Genomic DNA, 14,530 nt, shown 5'->3' on the forward strand with positions numbered 1-14,530 from the left:
CTTTTCCCCTTACCGTTCGACGAGTGCGGCCCGCCCGCGGCGAACCCGACGCGGTGCGGGCCAGGACCGGAGCGGACGGGACCAGGGTGGACCCTGCCGCTGGTGGACAGCATGAGATCCGCCAGAGGGAGCGCGTGGTGGTCGCGCGATTACTGCCCGGTGGGGGCGGCACGTGACACTGGGGTGCCACTTATCCCGCCTTGGGGCTCGACGATCGCGACCACGGAGCACGACATGACCAAGCAGGAGCGGGCGGCACGTACGCGTCGAGCTCTGATTCTCTCCGCCGCCGAGGTGTTCGACCAGGAGGGGTTCGCGCCCGCGTCGCTCACGATGATCAGCTCCCGGGCCGGGGTGAGCAACGGGGCACTGCACTTCCACTTCGCGAACAAGAACGCGGTGGCCGAGGCGGTGCAGGGCGAGGCGTTGTCGGTGCTCCGGCAGATCGCCCACGCGTGGCCGGAGGGGACCACGCCCTCGCTCCAGTCCCTCGTCGACACCTCGCACACGCTGGCCCAGCGACTCCAGGACGATGTCGTGCTGCGGGCCGGTTTCGGGCTGAGCGGGGACACGACCTGGAAGGAACGGGCCGATCTGCGCCGCCACTGGGTGGACTGGGTGAGCAGCGGCCTGACCGTGGTCGCCCTGGACGGCGCCCTGGCTGACGACGTCGCCACGGGCGACGCGCTGGCGGTGATCGCAGCGACGACGCTGGGGTTCGAGGCCATGGGACGGACGGATCCGCAGTGGTCGACGCGGGAGATGTTCACCCGGCTGTGGCGGCTGCTGCTGCCGCGGATCTCGGCGGACAACGGCACGGGACCGGTCGCTCCGGAAGGCACCAGTGCCCCGGGCGGCGTTGTGCCGGGTCCGCGCTGGTGGCCGGAGCGGCAGGACGCGCCGCACTGAACCGGACCCCGCGTCGCGGCCCGGCCGCGCCGCGCCGCGGCCGGCCGTCCGGATACCGGGCCGGCCGACGTCCGCGGGGCCGTACCGGACGTGCGTACCCGGCCCTCCGCGCCTGCTCGTGACCCGGAACCCCGCTCCGGGGTCCGGGCCACCGCACGTTGCTACGCCGCGTTCCGCCAGCTCGGCGACGCCGGGGACGCCCACGAGGTCGCGGCGCGTCGCCGGGCCGCGGAAGGGAGCCAGCGGGCGCCCGCACGGCGCCGTTCGCCGGAGCGCTCGCGCTCGTCCTCGGCAGCGCGGGCCGCTTCCGCGGCCATGGCCGCGGACAGGACCACCGCGACCGCGGCGACCTCCTCGGCGCTGGGCGAGCCGCTGGTGATGCGCCACGACTGGGCCGACAGGATCTCGGACATGGGGTTCGCCATGTGTCCTCCTCGGGCTACTGGGGCTGGTTGCCGTGCTTGCGGGTGGGCAGCGGCGCGTGCTTGTCGCGCAGCATGCGCAGCGCGCCGATCAGTACCGACCGGGTCTCCGCCGGGTCGACGACGTCGTCGACGAGACCGCGCTCCGCCGCGTAGTACGGGTGCATGAGCTCGTCGCGGTACTCGTCGATGCGGGCCTTGCGCACCGCCTCGGGGTCGTCGGACGCCGCGATCTCCCGGCGGAAGACCACGTTGGCCGCGCCCTCCGCGCCCATGACCGCGATCTCGTTCGTCGGCCAGGCCAGGGCGATGTCCGCGCCGATCGAGCGGGAGTCCATCACGATGTACGCGCCGCCGTAGGCCTTGCGCAGCACCAGGGAGATCCTCGGGACCGTCGCGTTGCAGTACGCGTACAGCAGCTTCGCGCCGTGCCGGATGACGCCGTTGTGCTCCTGGTCGACACCGGGCAGGAAGCCGGGTACGTCGACCAGGCTCACCAGCGGGATGTTGAACGAGTCGCACGTCTGGACGAACCGCGCGGCCTTCTCCGAGGACTCGATGTCCAGCACACCGGCCATGGACTGCGGTTGGTTGGCGACGATGCCGACGACCTGTCCGCCCAGCCGGGTCAGGGCGCAGATGATGTTGGGCGCCCAGCGCTCGTGCACCTCGAAGTACTCGCCGTGGTCGGCGATCTCCTCGATGACCCGTCGCATGTCGTACGCGCGGTTGGGGTCGGCGGGCACCAGCGTCAGCAGCGCCTCCGTGCGCCGGTCGGCCGGGTCGTCCGGCACTTCGGCGGGCGGGAGTTCGCGGTTGTTGGCGGGCAGGTACGACAGCAGGTGCCGGACGTCCTCCAGGCACTGCTCCTCGTCGTCGTAGGCGAAGTGCGCCACGCCGGACGTGCCGGCGTGCACGTCCGCGCCGCCCAGCCCCTCCTGGGTGATCTGCTCGCCGGTGACCGCCTGGACGACGTCCGGTCCGGTGATGAACATCTGGGAGGTGCCGCGCACCATGAAGACGAAGTCGGTCAGGGCGGGCGAGTAGGCCGCGCCGCCGGCACAGGGGCCCATGATCACGCTGATCTGCGGGATGACGCCGGAGTTGCGGACGTTGCGCTGGAAGATCCCGCCGTAGCCGGCGAGCGCGGTGACGCCCTCCTGGATGCGGGCGCCGGCGCCGTCGCAGAGTCCGACGACCGGTGCCCCGGCGGTCTCGGCGAGGTCCATCAGTTTGTGGATCTTCTGCGCGTGCGCCTCGCCGAGCGCGCCGCCGAAAATGCGGAAGTCGTGGGCGTAGGCGAAGACCGTCCGGCCGTCGATCTGTCCCCACCCGGTGACGACACCGTCGCTGTGCGGCTTCCTGTCCTCCAGCCCGAAGCCGGTCGCGCGGTGCCGGCGGAAGGCCTCGGTCTCGGCGAACGTCCCCTTGTCGAAGAGGAGTTCAAGCCGCTCGCGTACGGTCAGCTTGCCCTTTCCCTTCTGCGCCTCGGTCGCACGTTGGCTGGGACCGGCCAGAACGCGCTCGCGCAGCTCGGCCAGCTCCGCCACACGCGCGTCCATGGTCACGGGCAGGGAACCGCCCGCCGGTCGTTCCTCGACGGTGCTCATACGAGTCCTTTCCAGGCGAGTCCAACAGACCGACACATCATGGCCTTAACCTCTCAAGGCGCCCTGGAGAGTGGCTGGGGAGATGCGGGCGGCGGGGGTTGCCGCCGGTGCCGTCCCACCGGGGCGGGACCGGCGGGGCGGCACCCGACCAGGCCGCTACGACTGCTCAGTCGCGCCAGGCGCCCTCCGCCACGGCCGCCTCTGCGTACTCGGCGAAGGTCCGCGGGGCTCGGCCCAGGGCCTGCCGCACGCCGTCGGAGACCTTGCTCTCGAAGCCGCGCTCGACGGGGTACAGCGCGGCGGCCCACAACCCGGCCTCCTCGGCCGGGATTCCCTGGGCACCGAGTTCGGCGATGAACTCCTCGGTGGTGAGCGGGGTGTACCGCACCTTGCGGCCGGCCGCCGCCTCGATGACGGACAGGACCTCGGCGAGCGGCAGCGGTGCGGGTCCGGAGAGTTCGTAGGTGCGGCCGGCGTGGCCGTCCTCGGTCAGCGCGGCCACCGCCACCGCCGCGATGTCCTCCACGTCGATCCAGCTCGCCGCGCCGTCACCGGCCGGCAGCCGCAACTCGCCGGCAAGCACTCCTTCGTTGAAGAACCCCTCGTCGAAGTTCTGCGCGAACCATCCCGGCCGCAGCACGGTCCAGTCGACGCCCGACTCACGGACGGCCGCCTCCCCCTCCAGGAAGGCCTCGCTCGTGGCGGGGTCCTCGCCGTAGTAGCCGGGTGTGTCGACGCCCCGGGCGGAGAGCAGGGCCAGCCGCTGCACCCCGCTCGCCACCGCCGTCCGCACCAGGGCGCGGGTCCGCGGATCGCCGTCGTTCTGGACGATGTAGACGCCCGAGGCGCCGTCGAGCGCGGGTCCCCAGGTGGACTCGTCCAGCCAGTCGAAGCGCACCTCGCCGGAGCGGGAGGCCGGCCGCGCGGGCACGCCCCGTTCCCTCAGCAGGCGCACGACGCGGCGCCCGGTCTTTCCGGTGCCGCCGATAACAAGTACGGGTTTTGTCGTCATACCGCCGAGGGTAATTGCAGAATTGTCCGTCCCGACCGGGGAATTAACCGGCGGTGGACGGCGAGTGGGAGGGGAGCGGCAGCATCACATTTGCGGCCCTGGCTTCTGCGGTCGCGAATGACTGAGAGATTGAGGAGTTTCCGCATGACTGCCCTCACGAACAAGACGGCGCTGGTCACCGGTGGCAGCCGGGGCATCGGGCGTGCCATCGCCCAGCGGCTGGGCAAGGAGGGCGCGCTGGTCGCCCTGACCTACTCCAGTGACGAGGCCGCCGCCAAGGAGACGGTCCACTCGATCGAGGCGGCGGGCGGCCGTGCCTTCGCCTTCCGCTCGCAGCTGGGCGTGCCGGGTGACGCCGAGGCGCTGTGGCAGGCCTTCGACGCGCAGATCGGTCAGTACGCGGACGGTGGCTCCGGCCTGGACATCCTGGTGAACAACGCGGGCATCGCCGGCCCGGGCCTCATCCACGAGGTCGAGGAGGCCGAGTACGACAAGGTGTTCGCGGTGAACGCCAAGGCCCCCTTCTTCATCATCCAGAAGGGCCTGGAGCGTCTGCGCGACGGCGGCCGTATCGTCAACATCTCCTCCGGTGTCACCAAGGTCGCCTTCCCGGGCATGACCTCCTACGCCGCCGCCAAGGGCGCGGTCGAGGTCCTGACCCTCACCCTGGCCCAGACCCTGGGCTCGCGCGGCATCACCGTCAACGCCGTCTCCCCCGGCACCATCGAGACCGACATCCACCCGTGGATGGCCGACCCCGCCGCCAAGGCCCACGCGGCCGGCTTCTCGGTCTTCAACCGCGTCGGCCAGCCCGACGACGTCGCCGACGTGGTCGCCTTCCTGGCCTCCGACGACGCCCGCTGGGTCACGGGCCAGAACATCGACGCCAGCGGCGGTTCCGGCCTCGGCCTCTGAGCTCCGCCGGGGGGCTCGCCGCCCGCCCGGAAGAACGCCGCCCTTCTCCCTGCCGCACACAGAGGACGAGGGCGGCGTTCTTTGTCGTGTCCGGCATCCGTGTCGGCATCCGTGTCCACCGGGTTCCACCGGAGAGACGGACACCGCACGCCCGAGCGGCCCCCGGGCTTGCGGAGGCCGCTCGGCGGGGTGCGGGGAGGGTCAGGCCGGCTCGATACCCAGGGCGTGGGTGAAGACGTTCCGCGGGTCCCACTGCGTCTTCGCGGCCTGAAGCCGGCAGTAGCCGTCCTTGAAGTACAGGGTGTTCCAACCGATCCCCGAGGTGTTCAGTGCGGGGTCGGCGAGGTCCGCGTCGGCGTAGTTGATGAAGGCTCCGTCATTGACTCCGCTCGGCCGCGGGACTCCCCCGGTCGCGGCGAACACGTCGCGGTAGAACTCGCGGACCCACGCGAGGTTCCGGCGGTCCTCGGCCTCCGTGGCCCAGAGATTGACGAAGAGCATCTTGATGACCGAGTCGCGCTGCGCGGTGGCGGTGGCCCAGGAGGCGGGCAGGTTGGCCGCGGCGCCGTAGCCGGCGATCTCGACCAGAGCCGCCGGGTTGTCGTAGTCGGTGCGGGTGAGGTGCTTGTAGAACGCCTTGATCTGGGCGTCGGGCAGGGTCTTGCGCAGGTAGGCGGACTTCGCCTTGAAGCGTCCCTTGCCCTCGAAGCCGTCCCCGCCGAGGCCGGGCCAGTTGAGGACGTTGTAGAGCCAGTCGACCCGCTTGCGGGTGACGACCGTGTACGTCAGGCCCGTGCCGGCGACGATCTCGGCGAGGTAGGCGTCGAGCAGTGCGTCCGCGCCGGGCACGGCCGCGTCGATCTGCGTCGACATCAGGAACTCGCCCGCGGAGCGGTGGCGCGGCTTGAGGGCGCTGAAGAGCCGGGCGTAGGGGTGGTCGGCGGAGGCGTTGGCCACGTGCCAGGCCGAGAAGTTCCGCAGCAGCCTGGAGAAGGCCGCTTCGGTCATGGTGTTGTCCCAGGGGAAGGTGACCTCGGAGATGATCAGTTCCCTGGGCGCCCGGGGCAGCAGCGCGGCCGGGTCGAGGCCGCCGGCGTCGTTGCGGAACCAATAGCGGGTCACGATGCCGTAGTTGCCGCCGCCCGCACCGGTGTGGGCCCACCACAGCTCACGGTTGGGGTCGTCGTGCTCCCGGGTGGCGACGATCTTGCGGACCGTGCCGGCCCGGTCGACGACGACGATCTCGATGGCGTACAGGTAGTCGACCGTGATGCCGTGGGAGCGGGCGAGCGGGCCGTAGCCGCCGCCGGGTATGTGGCCGCCGACGGCCACGGACGGGCAGGTGCCGCCGGGCAGGGTGACGCCCCAGCCGTCGTACAGCTTCTGGTAGACGCTGCCCAGCTGGGCGCCGGGGCCGATCGCGAAGGCGCGGCGGGACGCGTCGAACTCGATCGCCGCCATGGCCGAGATGTCGATGAGGACGCGGACGCCGCTGTTGGTGGTGAAGTCCTCGTAGCAGTGCCCGCCGCTCTTGACGGCGAAGCGCAGTCCCTTGGCCAGCGTCTCCCGGACGGCCTGGACCACCTGGTCGGCGTCGCTCGCGACCAGGACGTAGTCCGGGGTGCCCTTCCATCGGCCGTTGGCGCCGGCCACGAGCGTCGCGTAGCGCGGGTCGCCGGGGGTGACCTTGACGAGTTCGCCCCCGGCGATCGCCGCGGCGGGTGAGGGCTGTGCGGCGAACGCCTCGCCTGCCCAGCCGCCGAGGGCGGGCAGCGCCACCGCGGCGCCGCCGGCGACGGCACCGTGTCTGATGAAACGTCGGCGAGAAATGGCGGACATGACTGTGCACCTCCATGAGGAACTGACTGACCAGGAATTGCGGTCGCGCTGTGGGGGTGGTTTCGAACCGCAGTGGTACGGAACTCGACATCACAGCCCTCTCCGGCCCGGGGGGCGGGGAGGAATTCATGACAGCCAGTCCCAATCAGGACGCACACTATTGGCCGAATTCCATCGCCAAGTAATCGCACACCAATTCCGCTTGTGGAGGCGCAGGGGACGGCGGAGACGGTGGGCCGCGGGCGGGCTCGGAGCAGCGGGGGTCAGATCGCCCCGCCTCCGGCGGGTGAGTCCTCGGCCGGCAGGTCCAGCGCCCGCCAGGCGGACGGGGAGCCGTCGGCCAGCCCGTAGGCGACGACGGAGACGGTGGCGGCGCGGGTGGCGGCGCACACCCGGATCTCGCCGGGCGCGGTGACGGTCAGCAGAGCCTGGCACAGATCGAGCAGGGCGCCGTTGACGGTGGGCGCGGTGCCGTCGCCGGGCTGGAAGCGGACCAGTGCCCGGCCGGTGGCCACGGAGGCGTGGAAGGTCAGCCCGGGCGGGGCGGGCCGGGCGGGCTGCGGGACCGGGACGGCGAGGCGGTCGCGGACGGCCGCCGCGGCTCGTACCGCCCGTAGCGCCGCGCCGGGCTCCTGCGCGCGGCGTGTCCCGTCGTCCGCGGCCGTGGAGCACGGGCGGAACAGACCCAGTGTCACCGCGCCGATGGTGGCCACGGGTTCCCCGCCGAGGCGCTCGATCTGCTTCCGCGTGACCGCGTTGAGGTGCTCGAAGTCCTCGTCCATGGACTCCGGCCGGAAGCCGTTGTGTCCGGGCGTGAGCCGGTTCTGGACGAGGAGCACACTGAGGTGCGGGCGTTCTGCCACCGGTGCGGTGCGGACGGCTGTCCGGCTGTGGACGGGGGCGCCGCGCGGCTGCGCCGGCCACTTTGCGACCGCGACCTGCCGTTCGTCGCTCCGCGTCCGGTGCGCCGGCGAGGCGACGGCGGCGAGGAGCGGCCGGCGGTCCTCGTGACCGCTGAACTGCGCGGCCGCGTCCCGGTACCCGGGCAGAGCGGCGGCGGGCGGCGGCTGGGCGGCGGGCGCGGCCGGGACCGGGACCGGGGCCGCCGTGCCGAGGGGCGCCGACGCCAGGTCGAGGGTCTGGTCCTGGGCCAGTATGGCCTGTTGCAGTCGGCGCAGTTCGTGGCCGGGCTCGAGGCCGAGGTCCTCGACGAGGGTGGCCCTGATGCGGTTGTAGACGGACAGCGCGTCCACCTGGCGGCCACACCGGTAGAGAGCGAGCATGAGCAGACCCGAGCTGCGTTCCCGCAGTGGCTCCGCCTCGACCGTGGTCTCCAGTTCGCCGAGGACCGCGTAGTGCTCGCCGCACCGCAGCTTCGCCTCCAGGTAGTCCTCCAGGACATCGAGGCGGCTGTTCTGCACGGCGGTGAGTTCCGGCCACATCGTGCCGGTCTCGACGAGGTCGGCGAGGACGGGTCCGCGCCACAGGTCGAGGGCCTCTCCGAGAAGGCGGACCGCCTCGTGCTGGGCTCCGGCGGAAAGCCGGGCCCGCCCTTCGGACACCCGGCGGCGGAACAGGTGCAGATCCACCCGGTCGGGGTCGACCCGGATCATGTAGCCGGGAGCGCGGGTGACGAGTTCGCCCGCCGCGCCGGCCGCGGGTCCGTGCTCACTGAGCATCCCGCGCAGTCCCCAGACCGCGTTCTGCAGGATCTTCCGCGCGGTGGCGGGCGCGTTGTCGGTACTCCACAGCGCGGACAGCAACTGGCTGGTGGGCACCACCTGGTTGGCCTGCAACAGCAGGTACCCGAGGGTCGCCCGCTGTTTGACGCCCCCCAGCGGCAAGGACTGCTCGCCGGACAACACCTCGAGTGGACCGAGCATCCGAAAGCGCATAACTCCCCCAGTCCTGCACGCTGTCGTATTCTCCTGGCCACGACTTTACAAACCAGCACACCGGTTTGTCAAAGCAGAGACCGTTCGAATGTGAACACATACAGCACGCTTCGCAGGAACCCGCCGCTCACCTGGTAAAACAAGAGACCGGAGGGCCTGGGACGGGGGATTGCCCAGGCCCTCCGGAGCGTCGGTGACCCTGAGGTGGGCCGACATGAGGGTGTTTCACGTGCTCAGTGTAGCGGTTTTCGAGACTGAAACAGCTAACACAGTCTGTTTTGGCCCGTCCGGCGACCGCCGGGACGGTCAGCCGATCGGAGCCAGCCGCGCTCCGTCGGTGTCCCGGATGATCGCGCACACGTCGCGCAGCGCGGCCTCCAGCCGGTCGATCTCCTCGTCCGTGACGTACACCGACGGCTCGAACCGCAGAGTGTTCACCGCGCTCGACGTCGGGAAGACACGGACGCGGTGCTCCCGCAGGATGTGGCCCGCGACGAAGTAGCCGAAGAACCCGCTCCGGGCGACCTGCCGCAGCGGGTCGGCCGTGGCGTCCGACTGGTCCCGGAACTCGAGCCCCAGCATCAGGCCGCGCCCGCGCACGTCCCGCACCGTCTCGGGGAAGTCCGCCCGGACCGACCGGAGCATTCCGAGCAGGCGCTCACCGCGCTCCGCCGCCCGGCGGTAGACCGCACCGCCGTCGGCCTCCATGATCTCGAGCACCTTGAGCCCGATGAGGCAGGAGAAGGCGTCCTTGGCGAAGGTGGAGCTGTGGGCCAGTTCGAACTGCCCGTGGTAGAGCGGCTTGCGGACGAGCAGCACCGCGGACTTGGCGATACCGCCGCCCAGGCTCTTGGCCAGCGTGTAGTAGTCGCCCTTCAGCCCCAGCCGGGTGGCCGCCAGGAAGCTGCCGGTGCGTCCCATGCCGCTCTGGATCTCGTCGACGACGACCGGGATCCGGGCCTCGGCACAGACCTCCTGGACCTCCGCCACGAACTCGGCGGACAGCTCGTGGATGCCGCCCTCACCCTGGACGGGCTCCAGGACGAAGGCCGTGAACAGCGGGTGGTCCCGCTCGACGACCTGTACCCGGCCGCCCTCCACGACCAGGTCGAGCAGGTGCGGCCGCTCCTCGTCGACGATCTTGCGCAGCGCCCCCGGCTGGTCCCGGGGCACGAACCTGGCTTGCGCGGCGAGGGACTTGAACGGCAGCCGGTAGCCCGGGTTGTGGGTGAGCTGGACGCTGCCGGCGAGCTTGCCGTGGAAGGCGCCTTCCGGGGTGAGGAACAGCGGGCCGCGGGCCAGCTGTTCCTCGTTCCTGCGCCGGACGTCCGCGATCAGCTCGTCGGCGGACCCGGCGACCCGTGGCGGGACCGTGGCGGTGCCGTCGGCGACCCGGGCCCGGACCTCCTCCAGGTGGGCGTCGATCTCCTCGGTGAGTGCCGACAGCCGCAGTCCGCGGTCGAGTTCGGCGTGCTTCATCGCCGCCTCGACGGCCTCCGCGCCGCTGTTGGCGAAGATGGCGTAGTACGACTCGTCGTCGCCGCGTTCGCGCTGGACGATCCGGTTCAGCTCCGCCGCCAGTTCGTCGGCGTACGGATGGCGGGAGAACTGCGCGTGGACGGGCGTCTGCCGGTCCAGCAGTTCTCTGGCCCGGTCGTTGATCTCCGGGTTGTTGTGCCCGAGCATCAGCGAGCCGTAGCCGCCGACGAAGTCGAGTACGGCGATCTCCTCGCCGTCCTCACCGCGCCGGTACAGGGTGTTGCCCTCCGCGCGCACGTAGGCGGCGTCCAGGCCGCCGGAGGCGAGCACCTCCAGCAGAAACGGCTCGGCGAAGCCGTCCCGTGTGGTCGGCTGGTCGGTCATGTCGGTCCCTTCAGGCGCTGGTGACGGGTTCTTCGCGGGCCGCGGCGGACGCGGCGGATGCCGGACCGGCCGTGGGCTCGCCGCTCTCGGGTGCGGCGTCGGGGGCGGCCCCGGCGCCGATGGCCGGGATGTGGCGGAGCAGTACGAGGGCGACGACGGCGGTCAGTACGGCCATGCCCGCGCTCACCCAGGCGGTGGCGTGGAAACCGGACGTGAACGCCTCGCGGGCGGCGGTGAGGAGCTGCTCGCCGACGTCCTGCGGCAGCGACTCCGCGGCCTTGGCGGCCCCGCCGACGGTGTCCCGGGCGGCCTCCTCCGCCGCGGCCGGGATACCCGCCGGAGCGGTGTCGGCGATCCCGGAGCGGTAGACGGCGACGGCGACGCTGCCGGTGACCGCGATGCCGAACGCCAGTCCCAGGTCGTAGGCGGTCTGCCCGGTCGCGGACGCGGCACCGGCCTTCTCGGGCGGGGCCGCGCCGGAGGCGAGGGCGGTGCCGAGCACGCTGATCGGGGCCACCCCGAACATGATCACGGCGAGGCCCGCCGCGGCCGGCACGATGCCCGAGTCGTCCGGCCCGGCCACGGCGGTGAGCCAGAAGCCGATCAGGGTGACGACCAGGCCCGCGGTGATCACGTAGGCCGGACGGAAGCGCTTGGCGAGCACCGGGGTCAGCTGGGAGCCGATGATCAGCCCGGCGGCCCCGGGCAGCAGCCACAGACCCGCGGCGAGCGGGGTGAGCTCGCCCGCGACCAGCAGGTACTGCGGGACGAGGTACTCGACGCCGTTCAGGGCCATCATGCCGAACAGCAGCGTCAGCAGGGCACCGGTGAAGGCGCGGGTCCTGAACAGCCGCATGTCCAGCAGCGGGGTCTCCAGGCTGTTCTGACGGCGCACGAAGACCACCGTGAAGGCGGCACCGATGACGATCGCCGCCAGGTTGGCGAGGCTCCACCCGTGCTCGGCGAACTTCTTGATGCCGTAGACGACCGGCAGGATCGCCGCCAGGAACAGCACCACGCTCGCCAGGTCGAGCCGCCCCGCGCCCGGGTCCTTGTACTCGGGCAGCAACACCGGGGCAAGCAGCACCGGCACCAGCATGACCGGGACGCCCATCAGGAAGACGGAACCCCACCACCAGTGCTCCAGCAGCACACCGCCGATGACCGGTCCGATCGCGATGCCCACCGACAGGGCGGTGACCCAGGTCGCGATGGCGGTCGCCCGCTGCCGGTCGTCCTTGAACATGTGGATGATCAGCGACAGCGTCGAGGGCAGCACCGCGGCGCCGGCCACGCCGAGCAGGGCGCGAGCCACGATCAGCATCTCGGGGCTGGTGGAGTACGCCGCCAGCACCGAGGCCGCGATCACCCCGAGCGAGCCGAGGATCAGCAGCCTGCGGCGGCCGATGCGGTCCCCGAGCGTGCCCATGACCACCAGGAAGCCGCAGGTCATGAAGCCGTAGAGGTCGGTGGTCCACAGCAGCTGGGAGCTCGTCGGCTGAAGGTCGGCCGTCAGGTAGGGCGTGGCCAGCCACAGCACGCCGAGGTCGGCGGTCATCAGCGTCACCGGAAGCAGCAGCGCCAGCAGTCCGAACCACTCGCGCGGCCCGGCCCGCAGCTCCACCGCGGGAGCGGTGTTCGAAGACATGGGTTCCCTCTTTCGTTCTCTGTGCCTGTGGGTGTCGGTCGGTCAGTGGGTCTGCCGGTACGCGCGGACGCGGGCGAGGATCTCGGCGGCGACGGTGTCCGGATCCTGCTGGGGCTGCCAGTGCGAGGTCTTCTCGAGCGTCAGGAGCCGGTACGGCCCGGTGACGTACTCCTCGGTCTTCGCGACCGCCAGTTCGCTGACCGCCGTGTCGGTGCGGCTGTAGACGAAGGTGGTGGGGACGGTGACCGGACCGAAGTCCAGCGGGTCACCGAGGAGGTTGTTGGCGCGGTACCAGTTCAGGGCGGCGTCGAGCGTGCCGGCGGCGGTGTGCGTGGCCACGTACCGGGCGATCTGGGCATCGGTGAGGACGCCCTCTCCGGCCTGGGTGAACCAGGCGTGCAACTGGGCGGCGCCGTCGGCCAGGAAGTGGTCGGCGGCGCCGTCCGAGACGAGGAACTCGACGTACTGTGAGCTGTGCTGCTGCTCCTCGTCGACCCGGTAGGCGTGCTGGTAGGCGTCGAGGTGCGGGATGGCCAGCGCGGTCAGGGTGCGCACCCGGCCGGGGTGCCGGGCCGCCAGGTACCAGGCCACCGCGGCGCCCCAGTCGTGACCGACCACGTGGGCCGAGGACACGCCCAGGGCGTCGAGGACGCCGAGCGCGTCGGCGGCGAGGTGCGGCAGCCGGTAGTCCGCCACGGCGGCGGGGCGGGCGTCCGGCGAGTAGCCCCGCTGGTCGGGGGCGACGGTGCGCAGGCCGGCCGCGTGCAGCAGCGGCGCCGTCTCGGTCCACGACTCCTTGTTGTGCGGGAACCCGTGCAGCAGGAGTACCGGCTCGCCGTCCTCGGGACCGGCGACATCGACGTCGAAGACCAGGCCGTCGAGGCCGATCCGGGTCGCCGTCACCGCTGGGCTCCGGCGATCGCGGCCTCGATCGGCGAGTCGTGGAGGACCGCCGGGGAGTCCACGAGGCCGATGACCCGGGAGTAGGCGCGGGCCACCGCGGCGTCGCGGGTGGCGGCCTCCTGCACCTGGGCGATGAAGGCGTGCGCCTCCTGCACCTCGGGCGTGCGCTCGCCCTCGACCTCGGGGAAGCTGAGGTCGGCGCCGACGGCCATCTCCCAGCAGCCGTCGACGGCGTCCCGGGCGAGGTCCTCGAAGTACCGGAGCGGGTCCGGGCGGTGGGTGTCGGCGAGGTGGCGGCGCAGCACCAGGGAGCCGAGCGCGGAGACCGTCATGCCCTGTGCGTAGCTGGGGTTGAAGCTGCACACGGCGTCGCCGATGACCAGCAGGCCGGCCGGGAAGTCGGTCATCCGCTGGTAGTGGCGGCGCAGGTTGGTCGGGAACTTGTAGGCGACCGGGTCGTCGATCGGTTCCGAGACCGTGAGCACCTCGTGGATGTCGGGTGCGGCGAGGGACTTGATGAAGCCGATGAAGCCCTCGGGGTCGGTGGGCGGGTGGTCGCCGAGGATGCCGTAGGCGGTGACGATGGCGCGGTCGCCGTCGATCTTCTGGCAGATCGCGCCGCGCGGCACGCCGGCGGAGGCGACCGTGTTGATGGAGATGTTGCCCTCGAACGCCTCGTCAGGGACGCGGTAGTAGCGGGTGGTGTAGCCGAGGCCGATCTTGTGCTTCTCCTCCTGGACGGCCTCGTAGCCGAACTCCTGCAACCAGACGGAGGTGCGCGAACCGCGTCCGGTGGCGTCCACGACGAGGTCGGCGTGCAGGGTCTCCTCGGTGCCGTCCGCGCGGCGCACGACGACGCCGTTGACCTCGCGCCGGTCCGCCGTGGTCACCAGGCTCTGGACGGTGGCCCGCTCCAGGAACGAGACCTCGGGCAGCGCGAGCACCCGGTCGCGCACGTGGCGCTCGAGGAACGGGCGGCTGGAGGTGAGGGCGATCAGCCCGGAGTCGACCTTGGCGAGGCGCTTGCCGTTGATGATCCAGCGCACGTCGTCGGCGACGTCACCGGTCTGGGCGCCGGCCGCCCTCATCTGCTCGGTGATGCCCGGGAAGTACTCCTCGGTGATCTGCTGGCCGCGGGCGAGCAGGCCGTGCAGGTGGTGCCCCTGCGGCAGGCCGCGGCGCAGTTCGTTCGGACCGGTCAGCTCGTCGCGGTCCACGACCGTGACGTTCGCGAAGGTCTCGGAGAGAGCACGGGCGGAGAAAAGGCCCGCCATGCTCCCGCCGAGCACTATCGCGCGGCCTTCGCGCTTTCTGCTCATAGCGATTTACTCTCCTTCGACAAGCGGAGTGGGAACAACAAAGTCGCGGCAATCAGAAATCAGTGGGACGACCTGGCCGCGCGGAATCGCGTGAGTCCGCCCAGACGGTATCCGCAGGCGTTCCACCGCTCGCTCACTGCGCGGCAACGGGCCGGTCATCAGGCATTCCAGCGGCGGCAGTTACCACGCCGTGAC

At 71.6% G+C, this 14,530-nt stretch carries 11 protein-coding genes; 2 read left to right on the forward strand and 9 right to left on the reverse strand.

Going from position 1 to position 14,530, the window contains the following annotated elements:
* The first annotated feature begins 234 nt into the window (after positions 1 to 234).
* Positions 235 to 909, forward strand: a complete 675-nt coding sequence (locus R2E43_RS06910) for a ScbR family autoregulator-binding transcription factor (RefSeq protein ID WP_003972639.1) — start codon at positions 235 to 237, stop codon at positions 907 to 909.
* Between the two features lie 161 nt (positions 910 to 1,070).
* Here R2E43_RS06910 and R2E43_RS06915 read toward each other — a convergent pair whose 3' ends face one another.
* The 3 genes from R2E43_RS06915 to R2E43_RS06925 form a co-directional block, all read right to left on the reverse strand.
* Complete coding sequence (locus R2E43_RS06915) at positions 1,071 to 1,334, reverse strand: hypothetical protein (RefSeq protein WP_003972640.1); 264 nt, start codon at positions 1,332 to 1,334, stop codon at positions 1,071 to 1,073.
* A gap of 14 nt (positions 1,335 to 1,348) precedes the next feature.
* On the reverse strand, positions 1,349 to 2,941 hold the full coding sequence (locus tag R2E43_RS06920; RefSeq protein ID WP_003972641.1) for an acyl-CoA carboxylase subunit beta: 1,593 nt from the start codon (positions 2,939 to 2,941) through the stop codon (positions 1,349 to 1,351).
* 166 nt (positions 2,942 to 3,107) lie between these two features.
* Complete coding sequence (locus R2E43_RS06925) at positions 3,108 to 3,953, reverse strand: NAD(P)H-binding protein (RefSeq protein ID WP_003972642.1); 846 nt, start codon at positions 3,951 to 3,953, stop codon at positions 3,108 to 3,110.
* Positions 3,954 to 4,097: 144 nt separating this feature from the next.
* Here R2E43_RS06925 and R2E43_RS06930 point away from each other — a divergent pair, with 144 nt between their 5' ends.
* Complete coding sequence (locus R2E43_RS06930) at positions 4,098 to 4,868, forward strand: SDR family oxidoreductase (RefSeq protein WP_003972643.1); 771 nt, start codon at positions 4,098 to 4,100, stop codon at positions 4,866 to 4,868.
* A gap of 201 nt (positions 4,869 to 5,069) precedes the next feature.
* On the opposite strand, the gene R2E43_RS06935 is transcribed toward R2E43_RS06930, so the two are convergent.
* From R2E43_RS06935 to R2E43_RS06960, 6 genes are all read right to left on the reverse strand, one after another.
* Complete coding sequence (locus tag R2E43_RS06935) at positions 5,070 to 6,707, reverse strand: FAD-binding oxidoreductase (protein ID WP_011030793.1); 1,638 nt, start codon at positions 6,705 to 6,707, stop codon at positions 5,070 to 5,072.
* 263 nt (positions 6,708 to 6,970) lie between these two features.
* On the reverse strand, positions 6,971 to 8,590 hold the full coding sequence (locus R2E43_RS06940) for an AfsR/SARP family transcriptional regulator (RefSeq protein WP_234308216.1): 1,620 nt from the start codon (positions 8,588 to 8,590) through the stop codon (positions 6,971 to 6,973).
* 318 nt (positions 8,591 to 8,908) lie between these two features.
* Complete coding sequence (locus R2E43_RS06945) at positions 8,909 to 10,465, reverse strand: aspartate aminotransferase family protein (RefSeq protein WP_003972646.1); 1,557 nt, start codon at positions 10,463 to 10,465, stop codon at positions 8,909 to 8,911.
* Between the two features lie 10 nt (positions 10,466 to 10,475).
* On the reverse strand, positions 10,476 to 12,113 hold the full coding sequence (locus tag R2E43_RS06950; RefSeq protein ID WP_016327682.1) for an MFS transporter: 1,638 nt from the start codon (positions 12,111 to 12,113) through the stop codon (positions 10,476 to 10,478).
* A gap of 42 nt (positions 12,114 to 12,155) precedes the next feature.
* Positions 12,156 to 13,016 carry an alpha/beta fold hydrolase gene (locus R2E43_RS06955; protein ID WP_003972648.1) on the reverse strand — a complete coding sequence of 287 codons (861 nt, stop codon included), beginning with the start codon at positions 13,014 to 13,016 and terminating at the stop codon, positions 12,156 to 12,158.
* On the reverse strand, positions 13,013 to 14,335 hold the full coding sequence (locus R2E43_RS06960; RefSeq protein WP_003972649.1) for an FAD-dependent oxidoreductase: 1,323 nt from the start codon (positions 14,333 to 14,335) through the stop codon (positions 13,013 to 13,015). Before R2E43_RS06960 ends, R2E43_RS06955 begins: the two co-directional genes overlap by 4 nt.
* Positions 14,336 to 14,530 lie beyond the last annotated feature (195 nt).

The sequence above is a fragment of the Streptomyces violaceoruber genome (genome assembly GCF_033406955.1).
Classification (GTDB): domain Bacteria; phylum Actinomycetota; class Actinomycetes; order Streptomycetales; family Streptomycetaceae; genus Streptomyces; species Streptomyces violaceoruber.